The organism is Ruegeria sp. K5 (assembly GCF_056531805.1).
The window spans coordinates 496,673-520,713 of the sequence record NZ_JBQFML010000001.1 but is presented as its reverse complement, the minus strand read 5'-3'; the positions used below and the strand labels follow the sequence as shown (position 1 = coordinate 520,713).

Here is a 24,041-nt window from a genome sequence, read left to right as displayed (position 1 = left end):
TCAGACATATCTGATTGAAAGGCCGCCCTCACCGGGGGCGGCTTTTTTGTTGGATTGTCACAAGTGAAGCGGTCAGGAACCAAGGCGTCGGCGACCTGACACAGGATGTCGGTGCAAGGCTTGCCCAAAACCGTCATTCGTCCTTTTCTGAACACAGCGCAGCAGAAAGCACAGCCATGCCGAACGACACCCTGCCCGACGATACAAGCCTGACCAATCAGGGATACTCCACCGATGCGTCCGGAAGCATCCTGTTGATCGCCTGCGGAGCCTTGGCGCGCGAGATCCTGGATCTGAAAAAACGCAATGGCTGGGATCACATGGCGCTCACCTGTCTTCCGGCAATTCTGCACATTCATCCGGAACGGATCACGCAGGCGGTCGAGGACGCCGTGGCCAAACACCGCGATCATTACGACCAGATCTTTGTGGTCTACGCCGATTGCGGCACCGGTGGACTGCTGCAACAAGCCTGCGAGCGTCTGGGGGTTGAGATGGTCAAAGGCCCCCATTGCTACTCGTTTTTCGAAGGCAATCAAACCTTCGCCGACCACGGCGATGATGAAACGACGGCTTTCTATCTGACGGATTTTCTGGCCCGGCAGTTCGATGCCTTTGTATGGAAACCGCTAGGGTTGGACCGTCACCCGGAACTGCGGGACATGTATTTCGGCAATTACACAAAGCTCGTCTATCAGGCCCAGACCGATGACCCTGCCCTGACCGAACGCGCCCGCGCCTGTGCCGACAAGATGGGTCTGGAATTTGAACGCCGCCTCACCGGATACGGCGATCTTGAGGTCACCCTGAAAGGCTGGGCCAAGCGACCGGGTTAGGGTCAGGCGTTCTCTTGCGCGACGTCGCGGATACGTTCGATCATGGCACGCAAGCCGTTTGAACGCTGCGCTGACAGGTGGTCGTTCAGCCCAAGCCGCGCCAATTCACCGCCTGCGTCCACCTTGGGAACTTCGGCCACGGGCAAACCGTTATACAGCGACCGAAGAACCGCAATCAGCCCGCGCACGATCAATGCGTCGCTATCCCCGTCAAACCGGAACACGCCGTTTTCGATCATTGGGTGCAGCCACACCTGACTGGCGCAGCCGTTCACCTTGGTCGCCGGAACCTTGAGCGCATCGTCAAGCGGGTCCATCGCCTTGCCCTGCTCGATCACATGGCGGTACCGGTCTTCCCAGTCCTCCAGAAACTCAAAATCCTCGACGATGTCTTCAAAGGCGGGCGTTGCCATTGTGCGGCGGTCCTTCCGTTGCATTCACAATTGTGACCTAAGGCGGCGATGCACGGCTGTCCAGCCCCTGCCGTGGCTTTTCAAGGGGCGGAAATTGCGCTAACCCATTGACTGAAATACAGCCAAAGAACCGTGGGTCCATGCAAAAATCATTGTCCATCCTTGTCGTCGCCGCACTGACCCTGACCGCCTGCAACAGTTGGCGCGAGTCGCGCGTGAACCCGTCGAACTGGTTTGGCTCCAGCACCCCGGCCCCGGTCGAGACAGCTCCGGCAAATAACGCGGATGCGTTGATTCCCGAGCAACGCGGCGGTCGCGGTCTGTTTGCGCGCCCTGAAGAGGTTGATACCAGCGTTCCTATCGCCAAAATCGATGAATTGCGGATCGATGCCATACCTTCGGGGGCAATCGTATATGCCTCGGGCACTGCAATCCGTCAGGGCGCATATGAGGCGCGGCTTGTACCTGTGGAATCAGAAGAAAACCGGAAGAATGGCGTTTTGGAGTTTGTGTTTCGCGTGAACTACCCGACCTATCAGACCGCACAAGGGTCTGAAAGGACGCGCATGGTGTCCGACGCGATCAATGTCACCAAGCAAGACCTGGAGGGCATCCGCGTGGTCCGGGTGGTCGGACAGCAAAACGCACTGGAATCGCGGCGGCGTTAAGGGCGTTTACAGTGAAACGACCTTGACGGCCTGACCTTTGGCAGACAGTGCAATCTTGCCCTCGCACAGCTTCAAAGCATCCTCGCCAAACACTTCGAACCGCCAGCCTGACATGGCAGGCAATTCGCGCTCGCCTGCTGCGATCTGATCCAGTTCGGAACTGGTCGCGATCAGCTTGGCGGCCACGCCCGAACTTTCGGTTTTCGATTTCAGCAGCACGCGCAGCAAATCCGCCAGCGCCGGGTTGACCTTCAGCTTGTCGCGCGAGGTATCGACCTTGGGCATCTGGTCCGGCGGGCAGTTCACACCACGCTTCACGGCAGCCAGAATACCATCGGCAATCGCGCCCTTACGCGCCTCACGCAGCAACAGGCGCGATCCGCCCAGTTCCGACGGGTTTTTGGGCTTGGTCGAGGCAAGCTCGATCAGCGCATCATCCTTGAAAACACGGTTGCGCGGCACGTTGTTTTCCTGCGCATACGACTCACGGAATTGTGCCAGTTCCCGCACGACGGCGAGAAACTTGGCCGAGTTTGTGCGGGTTTTCACCCGTTTCCACGCATCCTCGGGTCGGATGTCATAGGTTCCCGGCTGCGTCAGCGTGCGCAATTCCTCGGATACCCAATGGCTGCGCTTGGTCTTTTGAAGCTCGGCCGCAAGATGTTCGTAAATCCGGCGCAGATGGGTTACATCGGCCAATGCGTAGGTCTTTTGCGCATCCGTCAAAGGACGCTTGGACCAGTCGGTGAACCGGGATGTCTTGTCCACGCCCTGCTTGCAAATCTTGCGCACCAGTGTCTCATAGCCGACCTGCTCACCAAAACCGCAGACCATCGCGGCGACCTGGGTGTCGAACAGAGGGGTCGGGAATACATTGGCCTCGACCCAGAAGATCTCAAGATCCTGCCGGGCCGCGTGGAACACCTTGACCACATCTTCGTTTTTGAACAACTCGAACAGAGGCTCCAGCGACAGGCCATCCGCCAGCGGGTCGACCAGAACGGCGCTGTCCTCATCCTCGGACGGGACAGCCAGCTGCACCAGGCACAGTTTGGAATAATAGGTCCGCTCGCGCAGAAACTCGGTGTCTACTGTGACATAGGGGTATCCGGCAGCAGCCGAGCAGAATTCAGCCAGCTCTTGCGTCGTCGTCAGGGTTTTCATGCGCCGTACTATTCTTGCTCTTGTTCTTTGTGTGACTGCCCGTTTTTCCGCGTCCCGAGCGATACAGGCGACCATAAGACGATTTTTACGCGCGTGTAAATCACCCAAGGGCGATCAGGGCAGCATAAGAACAGACCTGTTGCCTTCTGCGTAACGGCGCAGCACCGCTGGGTAGAGTTGATGCTCCCACACCAGAACCTTTGCGGCCAGATCCTCGGGCGTATCCTCGGGCGAAATGGGGACCCGCGCCTGACCCAAAATCGGACCATCATCCAGCGCCGCCGTCACCTCGTGCACGGTGCAGCCATGTTCCGAGTCACCCGCCTCGATGGCCCGTGCATGGGTATGAAGGCCTTTGTATTTCGGCAGCAATGACGGGTGGATATTCAGCATCCGGCCCTGAAAGCGCGTGACGAAATCGCCGGTCAGAACCCGCATGAACCCGGCCAGACAGACGATATCCGGCTGTGCCTCTTCCAGCGGTTTCAGCAATTCGGCCTCAAACGCGGCGCGGTCGCCTTTGTACGGGCGATGATCGACGGCTGCGGTCGCGATCCCGCGATCCCGGGCCTTGACCAGACCGCCTGCCTGCGCGTCATTCGACAGAACCAGACAGGGCCGCGCAGGATGATCGCCGGTCATGCTGTCGACCAGCGACACCATGTTCGACCCGCCCCCGGAAATCAGGATGGCGACGCGCTTGTGACTCACAGCAGCTTGCCCGAATAGGCCACGCCCGCTGTCTCTGTGACCGTGCCGATGCGCGAGACGGTCTCACCTGCGTCGCTCAACAACGCCGACAGCGCATCTGCCTGATCTGCAGCGCAGACAACGATCATGCCGATGCCGCAGTTGAAGGTCTTCAGCATCTCGGCCTCGGCAATCCCGCCGGTTTCAGCCATCCAGCCAAAGACCGGCGGCAACTCCCACGCATTCAGATCGATCTGCGCACCCAGCCCTTCGGGCAACACGCGCGGCAGGTTCTCGGTCAGGCCACCACCTGTGATATGCGCCAGCGCATGCACGCCCCCTGCCCGGATCGTCGCCAACGCAGGTTTCACATACAGCCGCGTCGGCGTCAGCAGCGCCTCACCCAACGAGCCGTCACTGAAGGGCGAGTCAGCGTCCCAGCCCAGCCCCGAAATCTCAACCAGCTTGCGCACCAGAGAATAACCGTTGGAATGCACCCCGTTCGAGGCCAGCCCCAGCAGCACATCGCCCGCCTGCAAGCCATCCGGCAGGTCCGCCCCGCGCTCCATCGCGCCGACCGAGAAGCCCGCCAGATCAAAATCGCCATCGGGATACATGCCCGGCATTTCCGCCGTCTCACCCCCGATCAGGGCACAGCCCGATTGGGCGCAACCTTCGGCAATGCCCTCGATGATCCGCGCAGCAGTATCGGTGTCCAACTTGCCGGTGGCGAAATAATCGAGGAAGAACAAGGGCTCAGCACCCTGACAGATCAGATCGTTGACACACATGGCCACCAGATCAATGCCAACACCATCCACGACGCCGGTATCGATCGCGATCCGCAGCTTGGTGCCGACACCATCGGTCGCCCCGACCAGTATGGGGTCTTCATACCCGGCCGCCTTGAGGTCAAACAGGGCTCCGAACCCGCCCAGCCCGCTCATCACGCCGGGGCGGTTGGTCCGCTTGGCGGCGGGCTTGATCCGGTCGACCAGAGCGTTGCCTGCATCAATGTCAACGCCTGCATCGGCATAGGTGATTCCGTTCTTGCCCGCTGTCATGGTAGGTCCCTTACGAATGCTTTGCGGGCGGGTTAGTCGATTGTGCGCATCTATGCAACGGTCAGGCTTGACGCGGGCGTTCACCGTGGTACTCAAAGCCTCAGGCGGGCCTGTAGCTCAATTGGTTAGAGCAGAGCGCTCATAACGCTTTGGTTGCGGGTTCAAGTCCTGCCGGGCCTACCAGAAAACCGGGTTTTCTTACGGAATCAGGTCTTAGATTCCTCGTTCCGCATTCGAATTGATCCGACACGGCGTTGCCCAAATGTCTGCCGCATCTACCGCCCAATGATAATATCGGCGCACAATCCGCCCAGTCGCTCGCTTTTGCCCAACCTTAGCACTCCGCCATGCGCGCGGGCGACGTCGGCGACGATGGCAAGGCCAAGGCCGACGCCGCTGCCTTGGTTCTGGTTGCGCGCAGGATCAAGGCGGGTGAAAGGCTTGACCGCTTCGGTCCGCATCTCCGAAGGGATGCCCGGGCCGTCATCTTCGACCCGGATGCGCAGGGTTTTTGGCGTGACCGACAGGCTTATGTCAGCGCGATTGCCATAGCGGACGGCGTTCCCGATCAGGTTTTCGACCGCGCGTCGAATGGCCATGGGGCGCAGCATGACGGTGCCCTGCCCGTCAACGTCAACCAGTTCAGCCTGATAACCGGCCCGTTTGGCATCCTCGACGATCTGGCGCACAAGCGCCTTGGGCTCGACCTCTTCCGGAGAACCTTCGGCAGCGCCGCGGGAAAAATCCAGAAAAGCATCCAGCAAAGACTGCATCTCGGTGACGTCTTGCTGCAGCGGCGCGGCCTCATCCTCGGGCAGCATCGACAAGCCAAGCTTCAGGCGGGTCAAGGGGGTCCGCAGGTCGTGGCTGACGCCGGACAGCATAAGCGTCCGCTGCTCCATCTGGCGTTCAATGCGGGCGCGCATGTCCAGAAAAGCGTTTCCGGCTGCACGTACTTCAATCGCCCCGCCCGGGTTGTAAGGTACAACGCGCCCGCGTCCGAACGCCTGTGCTGCATCAGCCAGCCGCGTAATCGGCCGCAACTGGTTGCGCATGTAAAGAAATGAGATCGACGTCATGACAATCGCAAAGAACAGCATGGTCACGATCAACTGGTGCGGTGCCGTCGGGGCCAGCCGCCTGCGGTCGAACACAAGTTCGAGCGTCCCCAGATGCGTATCCAGATATAGCCGGGCGTCCGGGCCGTTGGGCAGCGCCACGGCATCCAGATCCGGCAAAAGGGCGTGCAGATTGGCCTCGACCTGCGGCGCAATGAAATCATACCAACGCCGCGTTCCGATATTCGGCTCTTCATTGATGCCAAGGAATCGCGCGCTGATTTCAAGCGCAACCAGATCTGGACGCACGGCAGCGATGGCCTGTTGCTGTGTCTCGACATCACTCATCGCGCTTGTGATCAGATCAACTTCGCGCGCGGCGGCACGGACCATTTGCGCGGTCACGTCCTCAAGATGCCGTTGCAGGAACGCATTCCCGACCACCAGCAACAGGACGATCACCGGCACAACCAGAATCAACGCCGCCCGGGCGTAAAGACTGTGTGGCAGATAGGGTTTGAGCCATTGCGAAGACATGCGCTAAACCTAGCGGGCTGCCCGGGTAAGAGGAAGAGGACAGAATGCAGGCCCCAGACGATTTCAACCCGCCCGCCGGGATTGCCACGCAGTTGCAACCGGGGGTGCGGCGCATTCTGGCCCCCAACCCTTCGCCCATGACCTATCGGGGCACCAATACCTATCTGCTGGGGCAGCGGGATATCGCAATCATTGATCCCGGCCCTTTGTCGGACGCGCATCTAAATGCGATTCTGGAGGCTTTGGAACCGGGCCAGAAGATCAGTCATATCTTTGTGACGCACAGCCATCTGGATCACTCACCGCTGGCGGCACCACTGGCTGCACGCACCGGAGCGCAGATCTACGCCTTTGGGGGGCCCGAGGCCGGGCGCAGCGCGGTCATGTCCCAACTGGCCCAAAACGGTCTGGCCGGAGGCGGTGAAGGCATCGATACGCAGTTTCGCCCGGACATCGAAGTCGCCGATGGAGAGGTGATTGAGGGAGAGGATTGGCAGCTTGAGGTGATCCACACGCCGGGACATCTGGGCAACCACATCGCATTGGCCTGGGGCCAGACCTGTTTCACCGCAGATCACGTGATGGGCTGGGCCAGTTCGCTGGTGTCACCACCTGACGGAGACCTGACCGATTTCATGACCGCCTGTTACCGGCTTCAGGAACGCGAATGGGCGGTCTTCCACGCCGGGCACGGAGCGCCCATCACCGACCCGTCCGGGCGGTTGGAGTGGCTGATTCAGCACCGCCTTGGACGCGAGGCGCAAATCCTGTCGGCGCTGGAAGACCGCCCCGGCACGGCCCGAGACTTGGCCGAGCGTATTTACACAGAAACTCCCAAATCCCTTCTGCCCGCAGCGGAACGCAATGTGTTTGCCCATCTGGTTGATCTGGTTGGAAAATCCAAGGCAACCCATAGCGGCGCCTTGTCCGCAGACGCCGTTTTTGCCCGGCAGGATTGAGCCCGAAAAAATTTTACGAAACGCACGCTTCCCCACTGGACGAGGAAAATCCGGGTTGTTATACGCGCCCTCAGTTCCGGCGTAGCTCAGCGGTAGAGCAGTTGACTGTTAATCAATTGGTCGTAGGTTCGATCCCTACCGCCGGAGCCAAAATCTTCCCCCTCAAAATCATGCTTCTATTGGGCGCAATCACCAATGAATTGCGGCCAGAGTTGCCCTGTCAAAAAAACTTGCCTGTACCCTCTGGACGACGCGAAATCTGGTTGTTATACGGCGCGGACCGTTCCGGCGTAGCTCAGCGGTAGAGCAGTTGACTGTTAATCAATTGGTCGTAGGTTCGATCCCTACCGCCGGAGCCATTCACCCTCACACGCGCAAGATCATCCCGCCAGGGCGTCCTTGTAATCCGCGCGCAGGTTGCGTTTCAGCACTTTGCCGGTTGCGTTCAGTGGCAAAGCATCAACGAAAACAACCTTGTCCGGGATTTGCCATTTGGCGATTTTTCCATCGAAGAAGGCCAGCAGTTCCTGTTCGCTTGGGTCCTGCCCTTCGGCTTTCACAGCCACCAACAAGGGGCGTTCGTCCCATTTCGGATGCGGTACACCTACAACGGCAGCGGTGGCGAGCTTTGGATGGGCAACGGCGATGTTTTCCAGTTCCACCGAACTGATCCATTCGCCACCGGATTTGATGATGTCCTTGGACCGGTCCCGAATCGTCATGTAGCCGTCCGGGTCCAGGGTCGCCACATCGCCGGTGGCGAACCAGCCATCCTGCAACAACTCCTGATCCTGCATCTGGAAATAGCTGTCCAGAACCCAGTGGCCGCGCACCATCAGATCGCCTTGGGTTTCGCCGTCATGGGGCAGATCATTGCCATCGTCATCAACGATTTTCAGTTCCACCCCGAACGGCGGACGGCCCTGATTCTCGCGTATTTTGCGCTGTTCTTCGATGGGCAGGTCCAGATGCTTGGCAAGCGGCGTATTGGTTGTGCCCAGCGGGCTCATCTCGCTCATCCCCCAGGCGTGAATCGTGTCAACGCCATAGGTGTCGCGGAACGTGTCGATCATCGATGGCGGGCACGCCGCGCCGCCAATCACGGTGCGTTGCAGACTGGTCAGCTGGCTGCCCGATTGCGCCGCATGGGCCAGCAATCCCTGCCAGATCGTGGGAACGCCCATAGCCAGCGTCACGCCGTAGGTGTCGATGAGGTTAACCAGCGCCTCGCCATGCAAATCCGGGCCGGGCAACGCCATTCTGGACCCCGACATCGCACAGGCATAGGGCGAGCCCCAGGCATTCACATGGAACATCGGCACAACCGGCATCACCACATCGCGGGCCGAAAACCCGATGCAATCGCGGGTGTTTGACCCAAAACTGTGCAGCAAAGTCGAACGATGGGAATACAAGACACCCTTGGGGTTCCCCGTCGTGCCCGAGGTGTAACACAGGCTCGACGCCATGTTTTCATCGAAACTGGGCCAGACAAAATCCGCATCGCCGGTCTCGATCAGTTCATCATAGAACTCCACCCCATCGATCTGGGACAGCGCCTCGTCATTACGTGGTCCCATCAGGACAAAGTGCCGGACCTCGGTCAGCGCGGATTTCAGAGCCGCGACCAGAGGGATAAAGGTGGCATCAAAAAACAGAACCCGGTCCTGCGCGTGGTTTATGATATAGGACAGTTGCTCGGGGAACAGACGCGGATTGACCGTGTGGCACACATATCCCGCGCCCGAAGTGCCATAGTAGATCTCAAGATGTCGCCGGTTGTTCCAGGCCAACGTGCCGATCCTGTCCTGAGGCTCTAATCCCAGCTTGGTCAGCGCGGATGCCAGTTTGCGCGCATTGCCGGCGACCTCGGCCCAGTTCGTGTGCGTCACGGTGCCATCGGTTTCGACCGAGTAGATTTCGGTCTGCCCGTGATAACGTTCGGCGTGATCAATCAGCGACGAGATCAGCAAAGGCTGCGTCATCATCTGTCCCAGCATGGACATCCTCCCCATTCTCGGCGCGACCATGTGCGGCCATCGCCTTGTCCTCGACACCTGGGGGTGTGGCCCCGCGCGTCAATTCAGACTTATCCTCAGGGGGAACCCTGCCAAGCATTTAATTGTCTGACAATTAAAAAATGCAACCCGCCCGCAGGGCAAGCTGCGTTAAATGGCGTTAATCGCGGTGCCGTAGAGCATATACAACCAATGCCGCGGTCGATCCATCCTTACCCGCCGCGCTTTCATCGCCGTCCACAATCGGCCCCAGCGAGGTGGCGAGTTCCTTGCCCAGTTCCACGCCCCACTGATCGAACGAATTGATGCCCAGCAGCACGCCTTCGACAAACACGCGATGTTCATAAAGGGCAATGATCTGGCCCAGCACAAACGGAGTCAGCTTGGGATAGATCAGCGTGGTCGAGGGGCGGTTTCCGGGGAACACGCGGTGGCGGGCCTGGCGGTCCTGTTCGGCCCCTTCAAAGCCTTTTTCTGCCATCCGGGCGCGGGCCTCGTCCAGTGACCGGCCACGCATCAGCGCCTCGGACTGGGCCAGACAATTGGCCAGCAACAGGCGGTGATGATGGGCCAGTTCCGGCTCGTGCCCTTCGGCGGCAACCATGAACTCGCAGGGGATGACGTCGGTGCCTTGATGGATCAGCTGGTAAAACGCGTGCTGGCCGTTTGTGCCGGGTTCGCCCCAGACAACCGGGCCAGAGGGAACGGTCAGGTCCGATCCATCCATCGCTACCGATTTGCCATTCGATTCCATCTCAAGCTGTTGGAAATAGGCGGGAAGGCGCAGCAAACGCTGGTCATAGGGCAGAACCGCGCGGCTGGCATAGCCCAACACCTGACGGTGCCAGATGCCGACAAGTGCCAGCAGAACCGGCATATTCTCACCCCATTCGGCCGAGCGGAAATGCAGGTCCATCGCCTGCCCGCCCCGCAGAAACGCATCAAACGCGTTCGACCCCACGGCGATCATCACCGGCAGACCTACCGGTCCCCAGACCGAGTAGCGCCCACCGACCCAATCGGCAAAGCCAAAGACTCGTTCTGCCGGGATGCCAAATTCCTGTGTCTTGTCCAACGCGCTGGAGACCGCTGCGAATTGCTTGGTCGGGTCACCGCCGCCGTCGCTCATCCACGCCCGTGCGGTGCGGGCGTTGGTCATGGTCTCGATCGTCGTGAAGGTCTTTGAGGCGACGATGATCAGCGTTCGCATCGGGTCCAGCTGTCGCAGCGTATCCGCAATATGCGCCCCGTCTACGTTCGAGACATAGTGAACGCGCGGGCCGTCGTGATACGGCGACAGCGCATGGGTCGCCATCACCGGGCCAAGGTCCGAGCCGCCGATGCCGATATTCACCACATCCGTAAAACTGCCCCCCACGCCCGAGACCGCACCACCGCGCACCTCTTCGGCAAAGACCCGCATCCGGTGCAGAGTATCCAGCACGTCAGGCATGACGTCCTGCCCATCGACCTGCACCGCCCCCCCATCCAGATTGCGCAGCGCCGTATGCAGCACCGCGCGCCCTTCGGTTTCATTGATCTTTTGACCCGAGAACATCGCCTCGCGCCGCGCGGCCAGGTCGGCTTCGTCACACAGGCGGATCAGCCCTGCGCGCACCTCCGCGTCGATCAGGGTTTTTGAATAGTCAAACACCATGTCACCGGTTGAGGCGGAAAAGCCCTGCGCCCGGTTCGGGTCAGCGTCGAACAAATCCAGAATACGCCCAGCCTTGCCTGCCAGCGATTTCAGGTGATCCAGTTTCATAACAGTCACTCCGCCCAATGTACGGTCATGCCACTCAGAACAGCGGCGATCGGCGCATCCTCGGGGGGCAAAGACATGGCGCGTTCCAGCGCATCGCGTTTGGCCGCGCCAAAGATAATTAGGTGTTTGGACAGTGCCCCGTCCAGAACCGGCGCGGTTAGCGTGATGCGCGGTTCCGGCTGAACCTCGGTCCGGGCCACGGCAAGCGTTGGCGCGTGGCTGTCCAGCGCAGCGGCCAGCCCCTCCATTCCCGGAAACAGCGAGGCCGTGTGCATGTCTTCGCCCATACCCAGAACCAAAACCGAAAGCGGCAGAACCGGCGCGATCAGGGACTCGATTTCCGGCAGAGCAGCCTCTGGCTCGGCCCCCGGAACATAAAGCGGGATGTACTGCGCGACCGAGGCGCGGTTGGTCAGCAGCCGCTCGCGGATCAGACGCTCGTTCGAACGGTCGCTATCAGCGGGCACGCAACGCTCATCGGTGGCCATGACGCGCACGCGATCCCATGCCAGATCGGCGGCACAAAGCACGTCGAACACCGGACCCGGCGTGGTGCCACCGGGCACTGCCAGTGCAACCGTTTCATTGTGCAGCAGCGCCGCCTCAAGCTCTCCGGCCAAGGCGTTCGCGACGTCTATAGCCAGCATATCGCGGTCGGCATAGTCCTGAATTTTCATGGCTTTATTCCTTGCCAGAGGCGACCGTCTCGTTTCATCAGCAGCTCGGCGTCGCCGGGGCCTGTGCTGCCGCTGTCATAAGGTTTGGGCACATCGCCGCGCGCCTGCCAACCGGCGATGATCGGGTCGGTCCAGGCCCATGCGGCCTCGACCTCGTCGCCGCGCATGAACAGGGTCTGATTGCCCCGGATCACGTCCATCACCAATCGCTCGTATGCATCGGGCGGATCCTGATTTTCGGGCCCCAGCGCTTCGGCGAAACTCATGTCCAAGGGCACGTCGATCAGACGCATTCCACCCGGTCCCGGTTCCTTGATCGTCACCTTCAGCGTGATGCCTTCGTTCGGCTGCAGCCGGATGGACAGCGCATTCGCGTGCCGCCCCGCAGCCTCACCAAAGATCGAATGCGGCGCGTCCTTGAACTGCACATTGATGACCGAGGACCGCGCGACCAGCCGCTTGCCGGTACGCAGATAAAACGGCGTTCCCGCCCACCGCCAGTTGCTGACATGAGCTTTCAGGGCCACATAGCTTTCAGTGGTCGAGCGTGGGTGGCCCACGACCTCACGATAGCCCGGCCCGTCCAGACCGGCCGCGAACTGACCCCGGACGATGTGATGCGGTTCGACCGGATCAAGCGCGCGGATCACTTTCAGCTTTTCATCCCGCACGGCGTCGGGATCAAACTTGGCTGGCGGCTCCATCGCGATCAGGCAGAGCAGCTGCATCAGGTGGTTCTGCACCATATCCCGCATGGCACCGGCGCGCTCATAATACTCCTCGCGCCCATCCACGCCGACAGTTTCCGCGACGGTGATCTGGATGTGATCGACATACTGGCTGTTCCACAACGGCTCGAACAGCATGTTGCCAAAGCGCACGGCCATCAGGTTCTGGACCGTCTCTTTACCCAGATAGTGATCGATCCGGTAAATCTGCCCCTCGTCAAAATGCGCCGCCAACGTGGCGTTGAGCGTTCGCGCGCTTTCCAGATCATGACCAAAGGGTTTTTCGACCACAATCCGGGTCTGCGCCGTGACCAAGCCATGCGATCTGATCTGTTCCGCTAACGGACCAAACAGGCGCGGCCCGACCGAGAAATAAAAGGCCCGAACACGATCATCCGTCAGTCTGGTCGACAGATCGCCCCACCCGTCCGCCGACATCGCATCCAGCGCAACATAATCGACGCGCTGCAAAAATCCGCGCAATGCATCCGAATCTGCCGCCCGTCTGGGCGCGTTCAGCCTTAGCGAACCGGCCACCATTTCGCGAAACCCATCCGGGGTCAGGTCGCTGCGGGCTGCGCCGATGATTCTGGCATCACCGGGCCATTGCCCGGCGCAAAACCTGCGAAACAAAGCAGGCAGAATCTTGCGCTGCGCCAGATCGCCGGTGCCGCCGAAAATGACCAGATCAAATGGGTCAACAGGTATGACGCGAGAAACCATGGCCCGTCCTTACCCTGCCCCTGTCGGCATGTCCAATGTTAGCGCAATCACATCGAGGTTTTTTGAGATTTCTTCTCATTCATCAAAACTCTGTCAGAACAGCCCCAAGCCCTTACCAACAGGACAATAAACAGCTAAGTCAGTCAAACCACTTCAAAGAACCGGATGCGGGAATGAAAGACAATGCCCCCCAGCTTGCCAATATCGGCAAGTTTCAAGACAGATTGGTGACGGCAGACGGGCAGACCCGCGCCTCGGTTGCGCTGACAAATCCGCAAACCTTGTGGTTCAATACCGGCACCTTGTGCAATATCGAATGTGTAAACTGCTACATCGAAAGCAGCCCCACAAATGATGCGCTGGTCTATATCGCTGCGGCTGAAGTGACCGACTATCTGGACCAGATCGAACAGCGCAACTGGCCCATCCGCGAAATCGGCTTCACGGGCGGCGAGCCGTTCATGAACCCCGAGATGATCGAGATGACTCGCGCCGCACTGGAACGCGGGTACGAGGTTTTGATCCTGACCAACGCCATGCTGCCGATGATGCGCCGCAAAATGCGCGAAGGGTTGCTGAACTTGCAGCGCGATTACAACGACAAGCTGACCCTGCGCATCTCCGTCGATCACTACCGCCCCGAACTGCATGATGAGGAACGCGGCAAGGGAAGTTTCGCCAAGTCCGTGACGGGGATGGAGTGGCTACGCGACAACGGCTTCAACATGGCTGTTGCTGGGCGCACCGTCTGGGGCGACAGCGACGCGGATAGCCGCGCCGGATACGCTGCGTTTTTCGAAAAACACGGCTTTGACATCGACGCCACGAACCCCGGCCAGACCGTGCTGTTCCCGGAAATGGACGAAACCGTCGAAGTCCCAGAAATCACGACCGCCTGCTGGGGTATCCTGAACAAATCCCCCGACGCCGTGATGTGCGCCAGCGCGCGCATGGTCGTCAAACGTAAAGGCGCAGAACGCCCTGCTGTGCTGGCCTGCACTCTTCTGCCCTACGCCCCCGAATTCGAAATGGGCGCAACCCTGGCCGAGGCTGAGGCGGATGTGCATCTGAACCACCCCCATTGCGCCAAATTCTGCGTTCTGGGCGGGGCCAGTTGTTCGGGTTGATCCGGCAAAACAAAAAGTAATGTAAGTCACTGAGCCTTTGCGCCCTTTTTCTGTATAGAAGGAAAAGGGTCATTTGCTGTTGGGCTGTTGTGATGTTCAGATTTCTTGTTTTTGCTTTTGCACTTTGCGCCGCGCCGCTTTGCGCGCAAGAAAGGTTGGCCTTGGTTATCGGCAATGACCAATACCAATCTGTCACCGACCTTCAGAAAGCTGTGGCCGATGCCCGCGCTGTCTCGGACAAGTTGCAGGGTGCGGGTTTTGAGACCATCGAGGGGCTGAACCTCGACCGGCGCGGCATGAACCAGAGGATCTCCGAATTCACCTCTCGCCTGGATCCGGGCGATACGGCGTTTGTATTCTTTGCCGGACATGGGGTGGAAATCGACGGCGAAAACTATCTGCTGCCCACGGACATCGTCGCGCCCCTGTCGGGTGAGACCGATTTCGTGAAATCCGAATCCATCGCCCTTTCGGATTTACTGGACCGCGTGCGCTCAACCGGTGCGCGCACTTCAATCGCCATCATCGACGCCTGCCGCGACAACCCGTTTGACACCGTCGCCGGGCGGAGTGTCGGACGGACGCGTGGGCTGGGCCGCATCAACGCACCCGAAGGCATGTTCGTGATCTTTTCAGCCGGGGCCGGACAGATGGCGCTGGACCGGCTGAGCGATAATGAACCCGCCGAGAATTCAGTCTTCACCCGCGCCTTGCTGCCGCGCCTGTCGCAGCCGGGTCTGGAATTGCGCAGCATGGTGGCCGACCTGCGGCGCGAAGTGCGGGACTTGTCCAGCAGCGTGCAGCACACGCAAATTCCGGCCTATTACGATGAATTGCTTGGGGAATTCTATTTCACCCCCGCTGTAAGCACCGCACAGCCAGAAAGCCCATCGGCGCGCCCAAGCGACGACATGCGCGCGGATCTTGAGCTTGCGCGCTCGCTTGGAACGGTGACTGCGCTGGACAGTTTCCTTGAGAAATATGCCGATCAGTCCGAGACTTATGCGTATGAGGTCGCCCTGCAACTGCGCGACGGGTTGGCCTCGGCCGATACATCAGCGGATGTTGAGCGCACCTCTGCCCCGTCCGCGCCTACAATTTCAGACTCGCAAGAGGTCATGCGCGCAACACAGACCGCATTGAATTCGCTGGGATGCAGCGCTGGTGGCGCGGATGGAGTTGCAGGCCCTCGGACCCGGCAGGCCTTTGCCCGGTATCGGTCGGCCAGTGGCTCAAATCTGGGTGCTGATGACCTGGGAACCAAACATGCGTTGGAAGAGTTGAAAGGCCAATCCGGCACCATCTGCAAAGCCACGGCACCCGCGCCAAAACCTGCCGATACCGGCGTGTCCATGGCTGGGACGTGGCAATTCAAGGCAACCTGTGCTTTGGTTGTCAAAGTGACGGGCACGACACGCTACACACATGCGGGCGGCAACAAATATACCGGGCGCCTGACCGACTCACTGGGTCAAACCGCCAACACGGTGATCTTCGTGAACGAGGGTCAGATCAGCGGGACGGACTATTTCCCCGGTATCACCGTCAAATGGCGCGGACGTCTGGCCGAGGATGGCAACAGCTACACCGCCTCAGGCTCGACCGGCTGTTCCGTATTCGCCTGGCGCGCGGGGTAAGCCGTTAATTCACGCGAAACTCGCCCACGATGTTGCGCCATTCGCCAGGCGCGATCATCTTGCGATGGGTGAACTTGACCGAGTGCAGCGGACCTTCGATCTCACGCTGCCAGAAATCGATGAATTCAAACAGTTTCGGGTGATCCGGGGCCAGATCGTATTCCTGCCAGATAAACGTGTTCAGGACGTGGATATAATCGGGCATGTGATAGAAAAACTCTGCCGTCGTCAGCCCGTATCCCTTTAGCATCAATTCCGTTTCGCTCTGCTCCATTCAGACCTCCAATTCCGTGCAAGGTCTCTTCAGAGTAACACCGAAACTGCCTAATACTTAGATAACAAGATGTTACTTGAGTGTTACTTCGGGATTTCGGGGCAAGATTCGTTGCTTGCTTGCACCTTATGTGCCGGGTCTGATAGGATGTAACCACAAAATATAGAGTCTGCACTAAGGACGAGCAGTTTACGTGAGCGATACGCCAGAAATCCCTGAAAACATGGACGAAACCCCGCCCGAGCGCCCAGTGTATGACGGCCCGACGGTCTCTATCGAATCCGAGATGCGCACGTCCTATCTGGACTATGCCATGTCGGTCATCGTTTCCCGCGCGATCCCCGATCTGCGCGACGGGCTGAAACCGGTGCATCGGCGGATTTTATACGCCATGCACGAAACCGGGAACACCCATGACAAGGCATATCGCAAATCGGCCCGCCCGGTGGGCGATGTGATGGGTAAATACCACCCCCACGGGGACTCAGCTATCTATGACGCGCTGGTGCGGATGGCGCAGGATTTCTCGATGTCTTTGCCGCTGCTGGACGGTCAGGGCAACTTTGGCTCGATGGACGGCGATAACCCGGCGGCGATGCGTTATACCGAGGTACGGATGGACAAGCCCGCCGCCTCGCTGCTGGCCGATATCGAAAAAGAGACGGTCGATTTTCAGGACAACTATGACGGCAAGGACCGCGAACCAACCGTCCTGCCCGCCCGTTTCCCCAACATGCTGGTCAATGGTGCCGGTGGTATCGCCGTGGGTATGGCAACCAACATCCCGCCGCATAACCTGGGCGAGGTGGTCGATGCCACGCTGGCGCTGATCGACGATCCGGACCTGACATCCGAGCAACTGATCGAATACGTCCCCGGCCCCGATTTTCCGACTGGCGGCGTGATGCTGGGCCGGTCCGGTGCCCGCAAGGCATATCTTGAGGGGCGCGGCAGCGTCATCATCCGCGCCAAGACCCGCACCGAGGAAATCCGCAAGGATCGCTATGCCATCATCGTGGACGAAATCCCCTATCAGGTGAACAAGGCCGCGATGATCGAAAAGATCGCCGAGGCCGTGCGCGAGAAGCGGATCGAAGGCGTGGCCCACGTTCAGGACGAATCCGACCGCAACGGCGTGCGCGTCGTGGTCGAGCTGAAGCGCGATGCAACACCAGAGGTGGTGCTGAACCAGCTTTACCGCTTTTCACCAATGCAGACCTCGTTCGGCTGCAACATGCTGGCCCTGAACGGTGGCCGCCCCGAGCAACTGACCCTGCGCCGGTTCCTGACCTCGTTCATCGACTTCCGCGAGGATGTTGTCGCCCGCCGCACCGCCTACGACCTGCGCAAGGCGCGGGAACGCAGCCATATCCTGTGTGGTCTGGCTGTGGCTGTGTCAAACGTGGATGAAGTGGTCGCCACCATCCGCTCGTCGGCTGATGCCGCCGAGGCGCGCGAAAAACTGATGACCCGCCGTTGGCCAGCCTCCGAGATCGAAGGCTATCTGCGCCTGATCGACGATCCTCTGTCCAAGATGAACGACGACGGCACCTATAACCTGACCGAAGTTCAGGCCCGCGCCATCCTCGACCTGCGCCTGCAGCGCCTGACCCAACTGGGCGTCAAAGAGGTCACGGACGAGCTGGAAGAACTGGCCGCCAAGATCAAGGAATACCTGGATATTCTGTCCTCGCGCGAGCGCATTATGTCGATCATCGGTGATGAGCTGCGCAGTGTGCGTGAGCAATTCGCCGTACCCCGCCGCACCGAGATTGTCGACTGGTCCGGCGATATGGAAGATGAGGACCTGATCGAGCGTGAGGATATGGTCGTCACCGTCACCTCGGGCGGTTACATCAAGCGCACGCCGCTGGCCGATTTCCGCGCGCAAAAGCGTGGCGGCAAGGGCCTGTCGGGGATGCAGACCAAGGAAGAGGATGTGGTCACCAACCTCTTCGTGGCGAACACCCATACGCAGCTGCTGTTCTTCACCACCGAAGGCATGGTCTACAAGCTCAAGACCTGGCGTCTGCCGCAGTCCAGCCGGACAGGTAAGGGCAAGGCGATCGTCAACATCCTGCCGATCCCGACCGGGGTTTCCATCGCGGCGATCATGCCGGTGGATGTGCCGGATGAGGAATGGGAAAACCTGCAAATCGTCTTTGCCACCAGCGCCGGAGACGTACGCCGCAACCGTCTGTCGGACTTCACCAATGTCCGCCGCAACGGCAAGATCGCGATGAAACTGCCAGAGGATGTGGAACTGGTAAACGCGCGCATCTGTTCGGAAGATGAAGACGTGATGCTGGTCACCAATTCGGGCCGCGCGATCCGCTTCCGCACCACCGATGTGCGGGTCTTCAACTCGCGCGAATCTACCGGTGTGCGTGGTATCAAGCTGACCAATGGTGACCGCGTGGTCTCGATGTCCGTAATCCGCCATTTCGAGGCTGACCCGGATGAACGCGCCGCTTACCTCAAGATGCGCCGCGCCGTGGCGGGTATCGCGGACGATGGCGAGACCGATGAGGACGAAGCAGCCCCCGGCGTGATCACGCAGGAACGCTATGCCGAGATGTCGGCGGCCGAGAACCTGATCCTGACCATCACCACCGGCGGCGCAGGCAAGCTGAGCTCCAGCCACGACTACCCGGTGCGTGGACGTGGCGGCATGGGCGTGGCGGCGATGGACAAGGCTATGCGCGGCGGCGAACTGGTGGCGTCCTTCCCGGTCGAAATCGACGATCAGATCATGCTGGCGACCTCCAAGGGCCAATCGATCCGGGTTCCGGTCGATGGCATTTCCTTCCGCTCGCGCAGCGCGGGTGGCGTGCGGGTATTCAACACCGGCAAGGGGGAAGAGGTTGTCTCGGTCGCCTGGATTGCAGACCAAGGGGATGAGGAAACCGAGGAGTAACCCTCACATTTTCCAACACTTATGAAACAAAGCGCCCGTTCTTGCGGGCGTTTTGCCGTTCTGGATCACGTTATCGGCAAGCGCCCGTTTGGCGCGCTTGCCCGAGGCCAATCCGAGGCCTAGCTTTCTTAACATGTGGTCCTTTGCCCATATCCGCCCCGCCTACAGCCGCGCCGAGCGCGTAAGCGATGGTGTGATCCATGTGCTTGGCGTGTCGTCCGCCCTGATCGCCGTGCCGATGCTGATCATCCTGACGATCTACTACCGATCGGACCCAGTGGCCGTTCTGGGCGCGTCGATCTATGGCGTGACGCTGGTTTTGATGCTGACCTTCTCAGCGCTTTACAACATGATCGAACACGACGATTGGAGCGCGTTCCTGCGCCGCCTCGACCATTCGGGTATTTACGTCAAAATCGCTGGCACCTACACGCCGTTCCTGCTGTTGTCGGGTACGCAACCAACGGGGCTGCTGATCGGGCTTTGGTTTTCGGCAACCCTGGGATCGGCGCTGAAGATGTTCGACCCGAACCGATTCCGCTGGTTCGGATTGGCGCTTTATTTGCTCATGGGCTGGGCCGCCGTCTGGGCCGGTCAATCGATGCTGGCCGAACTATCGCCCACAGTCATCACCCTGATGATCGCCGGAGGGCTGGTCTACACCGCGGGCGTCGCATTCTACCTGCTGGATTGGTTGCCGTTCCACAACACGATCTGGCATGTGTTTGTTCTGGTCGGCAGCGTCCTGTTCTTTGCCGCCGTTGCCGCGCGGATCGAATTGGTTCAGGTGGTTTAGCTTCCACCCGTGCCCGACCGTTGAGCCCTCAGCAAATCCTCGACAGCCCATAACCGATCCTGCCCCCAAATCGCCTGACCGGCTACGTAGAAACTGGGAACGCCCCACAGACCAATCTCTTGCAGTCTGCTTTGGTTTTTCTCAACCCGGTCGCGCCATGTTTGAGTGGCCAGAGCCTGACGCGCGGCCCCCCAATCAAGACCACTGGCGCCCGCAATTCGCGCCATACCCTTGTCGGAGGCTGCGTCCACTCCCTCGGACCAGACCAGACGCATGAAGGTCGAGCAGTAGGTCGCCAACCGATCATGATCCTCGGCGTAGTCAAACAAGGCGTACCCGCGTTCGACGCCAGACCCCAAAGGATCACAAATTCGACCAAACGGAATCTTCATTCTGCGCGCTTCCCGCGCACAATCGCCAAGGATGTAGCCGGACTTGAGCTTGGGTACCGGCAGCCCCCGCATCAGCATCGGCAGAACGGGGCGCAGGATCAGGCGAGCGTTATAGCGGTTGGCAAGATCAACAACGCGGTCAAAAGCCAGATAGGAATATGGGCTGCGGAATGAGAAAAAGAACTCCAGCTCCATACTGCCCTGAACGTTCGGCGGCTGCGCATTTTCTTTCAAGGGCTCTACCGAAGCATCTCCCTGACGTAGCTTTAGCTGCGCAAGCCGGTCCTCCAGATAGTGCAGCCGATCAACGCCCCAATACCATTCGCCGCCATAGTAAAACGTTCCACCCAAGTAATGTCCCATCGCGGCGAGTTTTTGGTCGCCGACCTCCATCGCCTGCCCGGGATCCACGCCACCGTCGTCGGGCATAGTCTCCCTGCCCCAAACGCCTGCGGTGATAGCACGCAGGCGTTCTGCGGCGTCAGGTTTTCCTAAAGCATCTGCAAGAAGCCGCTTTGCGGTTTCCACCTTCTTTGCCGCCGGTTCCTGCGGCGCATCCAGCCCGATCCGGCGGGCCAGACGCCCTGCATCCATCAGGGCGTTTTGCCTATGTTCCATGGGCGCGGGGATCGCATCCGAATGTGGGCCAGAGATCAAATGAATGCACAGTTTAACGCGATAGCGCTCCTGAAATTCGGGCAGGATCTGCGCGGTCAGATAGCAATAGGGATCGGCGACATCATGAAAATAATGCGCCTCATGATCTGCACCACGCAGCTTGCGCCGAAGCTCTGCCATGCCTCTGCGTGCCGATTGCAGATTGCCGCTGGTTATGGCGGCAGCCAAGTGGGATTTAATCTGTGTTTTCATGCAGAACCGGCGATCAAAGTGGCTTGGACATGTCCAGTTTACGCACCACAGCGCCAAACGCCACGCTGTCACACAACAACGTGACGGCAGATCGTCAAAGCCCGTACAGCGCCACGAATTTCTGTTCCAGATAAGCCAACAAGGGCTCCGGCCCCGGTTCGACCCCACTGGCGCGCTGTATGATCTCGCGCGGGGCGAAAAGCCCCCCGAATTGTTGTACGTTTTCGCGCAGCCAAGTGGTCGCGCCCGAGGTGTCCCCTTCGGCCAGTTGACCATCCAGCCCCGGCACCGCGTTGCGCAGGGCCTGATACAGGCACCCGGCATAAACGTTGCCCAGCGAGTAGGTCGGGAAATAACCGAACAGGCCAACCGACCAATGGACGTCCTGCAGGCAGCCGTTCGAAGGTTTGTCGACGGCATAACCGAAATCGGCCTTGAAGCGGTCATTCCAGGCAGCTTCCAGATCGTTGACCTGAAGGTCTCCGGCCATCAGCGCGCGCTCCAGGTCGAAGCGCAGCATGATGTGCAGGTTGTACTGCACCTCATCCGCTTCGGTGCGGATATAGCCGTTATGGACGCGGTTCACCGTGGCGTAGAAGGTATCGGCATCCGCAATCCCGAAATCCCCGAACGCATCGCGCATTTGGGTGTAGAGCCATCCGGTAAACGCACGCGACCGGCCAAGCTGGTTTTCATAGATCCGGCTTTGGCTTTCATGCACGCCCATCGACACGCCGCTTCCCAATGGGGTCAGCGCATAGGCCGGGTCGATCCCTTGCTCGTAGGCGGCGTGGCCGACCTCATGAATGGTCGAGTAGAAGCAGTTGAACGGGTCCGTTTTGCTGGTGCGTGTGGTGATCCGCACATCCGATCCGCTGCCCGAGCTGAACGGGTGTACGGCCTTGTCCACCCTGCCCCGGTTCAGGTCGTATCCAAACGCCAGCGCAAGGGTCTGCGATAGGCGCATCTGGGCCGCCTCGTCAAACGTACCGGCCAGCGCCTGCGGCGCGGGCTTGTCCAGAACTGCCGCGCGCAGCGCCACCAGACGCGGGCGCATCTGATCGAAAATCGCCGCGATCTGCGCGCCGGTTGTGTAAGGCTCGTAATCCTCGACCATCGCGTCGTAGATGTCTCCGCCCTGCGCGAGCGCCGCACCTTCTTCGCGTTTCAGGGCCACGACCTCTTCCAGAACCGGAAGGAAGGCCGACACGTCCTCATCCGCGCGCGCCTGTGCCCATTTTCCCTGCGCTGCCGAAGTGACGCGGGCGATGGCTTTCGCCAGATCGGCGGGCACTTTGACGGTACGCTCATAAGACCGGCGGATTTCGCGCAGTTGTGCCTGACCTGCCGTGTCCAAAGCTTCGGCTTGCTCCAGCCATTCGGCCACACGCGGGTCGGACCGTCGGGCATGAAGAACCGCCTCGATCGCGGCCATTTCCTCGGCCCGTTGGGGCGCGGCCCCGCGCGGCATCACCGTTTCCTGATCCCAGCCCAGGCGGCCAGCGATCTGCCCAAGGGCCGAGGTTTCGCGTTGAAAGGCCATCAGGTCGTCAAAGGCAGTCATCGGGCTCAGGCTCCACGAATTGAAGTTGCAATGGGATAGCCGCTCAGGAAGCGGGCGCGCAGGATCAGAGTCCAGACCACGACGGCCATGAACTGGTGGAAGATCGCGATCTGCCATGGCGCGGCATACAGCACGGTGATGACACCAACCACGACCTGTAGCGACAGCGCCGCAAAGGCCGCGTTGAAGGCGAACCGGGTTTGCGGATGCGCACTGGTCTGGCCGCGCCGCCAGACGATGATCGCGAAGATGAACAGCAGATACCCGGCGCAGCGATGGATGAACTGCACCAATCCGGGGCTTTCAAAGAAATTGCGCCACAGGGGGTCTATTGCGGTTGCATCCGGTGGCAGAAGCTGCCCGCCGATCAGCGGCCAATCGGTGAAAGACCGCCCGGCATCGATCCCGGCGACCAGCGCGCCAATGAGTATTTGCAAAAAGGTGAAATGCAGCAGGCCGGTCGACAGCGAGAACAGTTTCGCCTCTTTCGCGCGGCGGGCCTGCATCAGGTCGCGTTCCTCGCGCCCAAGTTCAAAGATGTACCAGGCCAGGAAGCCCAGGATCACAAAGGCCAGTCCCAGATGCACCGCTAGGCGATAGCTGGCGACGGCGGTCATCCCCTCACCCTGCGTGACGCCCGAGGCGACCATCCACCAGCCGACCGCGCCCTGAACACCACCCAAAGCGCCGGGGATCAGCAACTTGCCGGTCCAGCCGGTCGGGATTTTGCGGGCGACAAGGAAGCCGAAGAAGCCAAGCGCCCAGACCAGACCAATCAGGCGACCCAACTGTCGATGGCCCCACTCCCACCAATAGATGAACTGAAAATCGCTCAGTTGCATCCACTGGTTCTGGATGCGCCACTGGTCGATCTGCTTGTATTTGTCGAATTCCGCCTGCCAGTCGGCCTCGGTCATCGGCGGGATCGCCCCGGTGATCGGACGCCACTCGGTGATCGACAAGCCGCTGTCGGTCAAACGGGTCAACCCGCCCACGGCGATCATTACAACGACCAAGGCGAACAGGATCATCAGCCAGGCGCGGATCGCCTTGCGCGCGCCACCGCGTCCCTTGTCGATCATACCCGGCTGCACGGCTTGTTGTTTTTCGCTGTCTGAGACGTCTTCGAAGATGCTGCGCTTGGCGCTCATGCTGTCCTCATGT

The 24,041-nt window shown here is 60.1% G+C and carries 20 protein-coding genes and 3 tRNA genes; 10 read left to right on the top strand and 13 right to left on the bottom strand.

The genetic code is table 11. The features are described from left to right. Positions 1–176: 176 nt before the first annotated feature. Entirely contained in the window at positions 177–836 is a 660-nt protein-coding gene (locus ACR0MO_RS02675; protein WP_480889567.1) for a DUF1638 domain-containing protein, read from the top strand. A 2-nt stretch (positions 837–838) separates the two neighbouring features. On the opposite strand, the gene ACR0MO_RS02670 is transcribed toward ACR0MO_RS02675, so the two are convergent. Continuing rightward, positions 839–1,249, bottom strand: a complete 411-nt coding sequence (locus tag ACR0MO_RS02670) for a SufE family protein (protein ID WP_170518846.1) — start codon at positions 1,247–1,249, stop codon at positions 839–841. A 140-nt stretch (positions 1,250–1,389) separates the two neighbouring features. Here ACR0MO_RS02670 and ACR0MO_RS02665 point away from each other — a divergent pair, with 140 nt between their 5' ends. Continuing rightward, positions 1,390–1,917 carry a hypothetical protein gene (locus ACR0MO_RS02665; RefSeq protein ID WP_480881504.1) on the top strand — a complete coding sequence of 176 codons (528 nt, stop codon included), beginning with the start codon at positions 1,390–1,392 and terminating at the stop codon, positions 1,915–1,917. Between the two features lie 6 nt (positions 1,918–1,923). Here the strand turns inward: ACR0MO_RS02665 and rnd are convergent, their stop codons facing one another. The 3 genes from rnd to purM form a co-directional block, all read right to left on the bottom strand. After that, positions 1,924–3,081 carry a ribonuclease D gene (gene rnd, locus ACR0MO_RS02660; RefSeq protein ID WP_480889564.1) on the bottom strand — a complete coding sequence of 386 codons (1,158 nt, stop codon included), beginning with the start codon at positions 3,079–3,081 and terminating at the stop codon, positions 1,924–1,926. A 114-nt stretch (positions 3,082–3,195) separates the two neighbouring features. Beyond that, positions 3,196–3,792 (bottom strand): phosphoribosylglycinamide formyltransferase, encoded by a 597-nt coding sequence (purN, locus tag ACR0MO_RS02655; RefSeq protein ID WP_480889562.1) that lies wholly within the window; start codon positions 3,790–3,792, stop codon positions 3,196–3,198. Further along, the gene (purM, locus tag ACR0MO_RS02650) at positions 3,789–4,835 is read right to left on the bottom strand and encodes a phosphoribosylformylglycinamidine cyclo-ligase (protein WP_480889560.1); all 1,047 of its coding nucleotides are present in this window, start codon (positions 4,833–4,835) and stop codon (positions 3,789–3,791) included. Before purM ends, purN begins: the two co-directional genes overlap by 4 nt. 106 nt (positions 4,836–4,941) lie before the next feature. On the opposite strand from purM, the gene ACR0MO_RS02645 reads away from it, so the two are divergent. Further along, positions 4,942–5,018: transfer RNA gene (locus ACR0MO_RS02645), tRNA-Ile, on the top strand. Between the two features lie 92 nt (positions 5,019–5,110). On the opposite strand, the gene ACR0MO_RS02640 is transcribed toward ACR0MO_RS02645, so the two are convergent. Then, positions 5,111–6,430, bottom strand: coding sequence for an ATP-binding protein (locus ACR0MO_RS02640; protein WP_170621863.1), 1,320 nt, complete (start codon positions 6,428–6,430; stop codon positions 5,111–5,113). Between the two features lie 44 nt (positions 6,431–6,474). Between ACR0MO_RS02640 and ACR0MO_RS02635 the strand changes: the two genes are divergently transcribed. From ACR0MO_RS02635 to ACR0MO_RS02625, 3 genes are all read left to right on the top strand, one after another. After that, entirely contained in the window at positions 6,475–7,389 is a 915-nt protein-coding gene (locus tag ACR0MO_RS02635; RefSeq protein WP_170450331.1) for an MBL fold metallo-hydrolase, read from the top strand. A 75-nt stretch (positions 7,390–7,464) separates the two neighbouring features. Further along, positions 7,465–7,539: transfer RNA gene (locus ACR0MO_RS02630), tRNA-Asn, on the top strand. 134 nt (positions 7,540–7,673) lie between these two features. After that, positions 7,674–7,748, top strand: a tRNA-Asn gene (locus tag ACR0MO_RS02625). A gap of 21 nt (positions 7,749–7,769) precedes the next feature. Here the strand turns inward: ACR0MO_RS02625 and ACR0MO_RS02620 are convergent. From ACR0MO_RS02620 to zwf, 4 genes are all read right to left on the bottom strand, one after another. Then, positions 7,770–9,389: a long-chain-fatty-acid--CoA ligase gene (locus ACR0MO_RS02620; RefSeq protein WP_170450329.1), complete on the bottom strand. Its 1,620-nt coding sequence runs from the start codon at positions 9,387–9,389 to the stop codon at positions 7,770–7,772. Between the two features lie 178 nt (positions 9,390–9,567). Then, positions 9,568–11,172 carry a glucose-6-phosphate isomerase gene (gene pgi, locus ACR0MO_RS02615; protein WP_480889556.1) on the bottom strand — a complete coding sequence of 535 codons (1,605 nt, stop codon included), beginning with the start codon at positions 11,170–11,172 and terminating at the stop codon, positions 9,568–9,570. A 5-nt stretch (positions 11,173–11,177) separates the two neighbouring features. Further along, positions 11,178–11,849 carry a 6-phosphogluconolactonase gene (gene pgl, locus ACR0MO_RS02610; RefSeq protein WP_170450325.1) on the bottom strand — a complete coding sequence of 224 codons (672 nt, stop codon included), beginning with the start codon at positions 11,847–11,849 and terminating at the stop codon, positions 11,178–11,180. Then, positions 11,846–13,300 (bottom strand): glucose-6-phosphate dehydrogenase, encoded by a 1,455-nt coding sequence (zwf, locus tag ACR0MO_RS02605; RefSeq protein ID WP_480889554.1) that lies wholly within the window; start codon positions 13,298–13,300, stop codon positions 11,846–11,848. The genes pgl and zwf overlap by 4 nt, the downstream gene beginning before the upstream one ends. Before the next feature lie 173 nt (positions 13,301–13,473). On the opposite strand from zwf, the gene ACR0MO_RS02600 reads away from it, so the two are divergent. Beyond that, positions 13,474–14,427 carry a radical SAM protein gene (locus tag ACR0MO_RS02600; protein ID WP_480889551.1) on the top strand — a complete coding sequence of 318 codons (954 nt, stop codon included), beginning with the start codon at positions 13,474–13,476 and terminating at the stop codon, positions 14,425–14,427. Between the two features lie 92 nt (positions 14,428–14,519). After that, a complete protein-coding gene (locus ACR0MO_RS02595; RefSeq protein ID WP_480889549.1) occupies positions 14,520–16,064 on the top strand; it encodes a caspase family protein in 1,545 nt (514 codons plus the stop codon). A gap of 4 nt (positions 16,065–16,068) precedes the next feature. Here the strand turns inward: ACR0MO_RS02595 and ACR0MO_RS02590 are convergent, their stop codons facing one another. Beyond that, positions 16,069–16,338, bottom strand: a complete 270-nt coding sequence (locus tag ACR0MO_RS02590) for an usg protein (RefSeq protein ID WP_480889547.1) — start codon at positions 16,336–16,338, stop codon at positions 16,069–16,071. A 223-nt stretch (positions 16,339–16,561) separates the two neighbouring features. On the opposite strand from ACR0MO_RS02590, the gene gyrA reads away from it, so the two are divergent. Together gyrA and trhA are read left to right on the top strand one after the other, a co-directional pair. Beyond that, complete coding sequence (gyrA, locus tag ACR0MO_RS02585; RefSeq protein ID WP_480890872.1) at positions 16,562–19,255, top strand: DNA gyrase subunit A; 2,694 nt, start codon at positions 16,562–16,564, stop codon at positions 19,253–19,255. Positions 19,256–19,388: 133 nt separating this feature from the next. After that, complete coding sequence (gene trhA, locus ACR0MO_RS02580) at positions 19,389–20,051, top strand: PAQR family membrane homeostasis protein TrhA (protein ID WP_170450312.1); 663 nt, start codon at positions 19,389–19,391, stop codon at positions 20,049–20,051. On the opposite strand, the gene ACR0MO_RS02575 is transcribed toward trhA, so the two are convergent. The 3 genes from ACR0MO_RS02575 to ctaA form a co-directional block, all read right to left on the bottom strand. Next, positions 20,048–21,313, bottom strand: a complete 1,266-nt coding sequence (locus ACR0MO_RS02575) for a DsbA family protein (protein WP_170450310.1) — start codon at positions 21,311–21,313, stop codon at positions 20,048–20,050. The two genes, trhA and ACR0MO_RS02575, sit on opposite strands and share 4 nt — an antisense overlap. A 94-nt stretch (positions 21,314–21,407) precedes the next feature. Next, the gene (locus ACR0MO_RS02570) at positions 21,408–22,877 is read right to left on the bottom strand and encodes a carboxypeptidase M32 (protein WP_170450308.1); all 1,470 of its coding nucleotides are present in this window, start codon (positions 22,875–22,877) and stop codon (positions 21,408–21,410) included. Between the two features lie 5 nt (positions 22,878–22,882). Then, entirely contained in the window at positions 22,883–24,028 is a 1,146-nt protein-coding gene (ctaA, locus tag ACR0MO_RS02565) for a heme A synthase (protein WP_480580974.1), read from the bottom strand. Positions 24,029–24,041: the final 13 nt, after the last annotated feature.

Coding starts and splice junctions, on each gene's coding strand:
- ACR0MO_RS02670 (WP_170518846.1), bottom strand. CDS start 1,249: ATGGCAACGCCCGCCTTTGAAGACATCGTCGAGGATTTTGAGTTTCTG.
- ACR0MO_RS02570 (WP_170450308.1), bottom strand. CDS start 22,877: ATGACTGCCTTTGACGACCTGATGGCCTTTCAACGCGAAACCTCGGCC.
- pgi (WP_480889556.1), bottom strand. CDS start 11,172: ATGAAACTGGATCACCTGAAATCGCTGGCAGGCAAGGCTGGGCGTATT.
- pgl (WP_170450325.1), bottom strand. CDS start 11,849: ATGAAAATTCAGGACTATGCCGACCGCGATATGCTGGCTATAGACGTC.
- ACR0MO_RS02575 (WP_170450310.1), bottom strand. CDS start 21,313: ATGAAAACACAGATTAAATCCCACTTGGCTGCCGCCATAACCAGCGGC.
- ACR0MO_RS02665 (WP_480881504.1), top strand. CDS start 1,390: ATGCAAAAATCATTGTCCATCCTTGTCGTCGCCGCACTGACCCTGACC.
- ACR0MO_RS02600 (WP_480889551.1), top strand. CDS start 13,474: ATGAAAGACAATGCCCCCCAGCTTGCCAATATCGGCAAGTTTCAAGAC.
- ctaA (WP_480580974.1), bottom strand. CDS start 24,028: ATGAGCGCCAAGCGCAGCATCTTCGAAGACGTCTCAGACAGCGAAAAA.
- ACR0MO_RS02595 (WP_480889549.1), top strand. CDS start 14,520: ATGTTCAGATTTCTTGTTTTTGCTTTTGCACTTTGCGCCGCGCCGCTT.
- trhA (WP_170450312.1), top strand. CDS start 19,389: ATGTGGTCCTTTGCCCATATCCGCCCCGCCTACAGCCGCGCCGAGCGC.
- ACR0MO_RS02590 (WP_480889547.1), bottom strand. CDS start 16,338: ATGGAGCAGAGCGAAACGGAATTGATGCTAAAGGGATACGGGCTGACG.
- ACR0MO_RS02620 (WP_170450329.1), bottom strand. CDS start 9,389: ATGCTGGGACAGATGATGACGCAGCCTTTGCTGATCTCGTCGCTGATT.
- rnd (WP_480889564.1), bottom strand. CDS start 3,081: ATGAAAACCCTGACGACGACGCAAGAGCTGGCTGAATTCTGCTCGGCT.
- ACR0MO_RS02635 (WP_170450331.1), top strand. CDS start 6,475: ATGCAGGCCCCAGACGATTTCAACCCGCCCGCCGGGATTGCCACGCAG.
- gyrA (WP_480890872.1), top strand. CDS start 16,562: ATGGACGAAACCCCGCCCGAGCGCCCAGTGTATGACGGCCCGACGGTC.
- zwf (WP_480889554.1), bottom strand. CDS start 13,300: ATGGTTTCTCGCGTCATACCTGTTGACCCATTTGATCTGGTCATTTTC.
- ACR0MO_RS02640 (WP_170621863.1), bottom strand. CDS start 6,430: ATGTCTTCGCAATGGCTCAAACCCTATCTGCCACACAGTCTTTACGCC.
- purM (WP_480889560.1), bottom strand. CDS start 4,835: ATGACAGCGGGCAAGAACGGAATCACCTATGCCGATGCAGGCGTTGAC.
- ACR0MO_RS02675 (WP_480889567.1), top strand. CDS start 177: ATGCCGAACGACACCCTGCCCGACGATACAAGCCTGACCAATCAGGGA.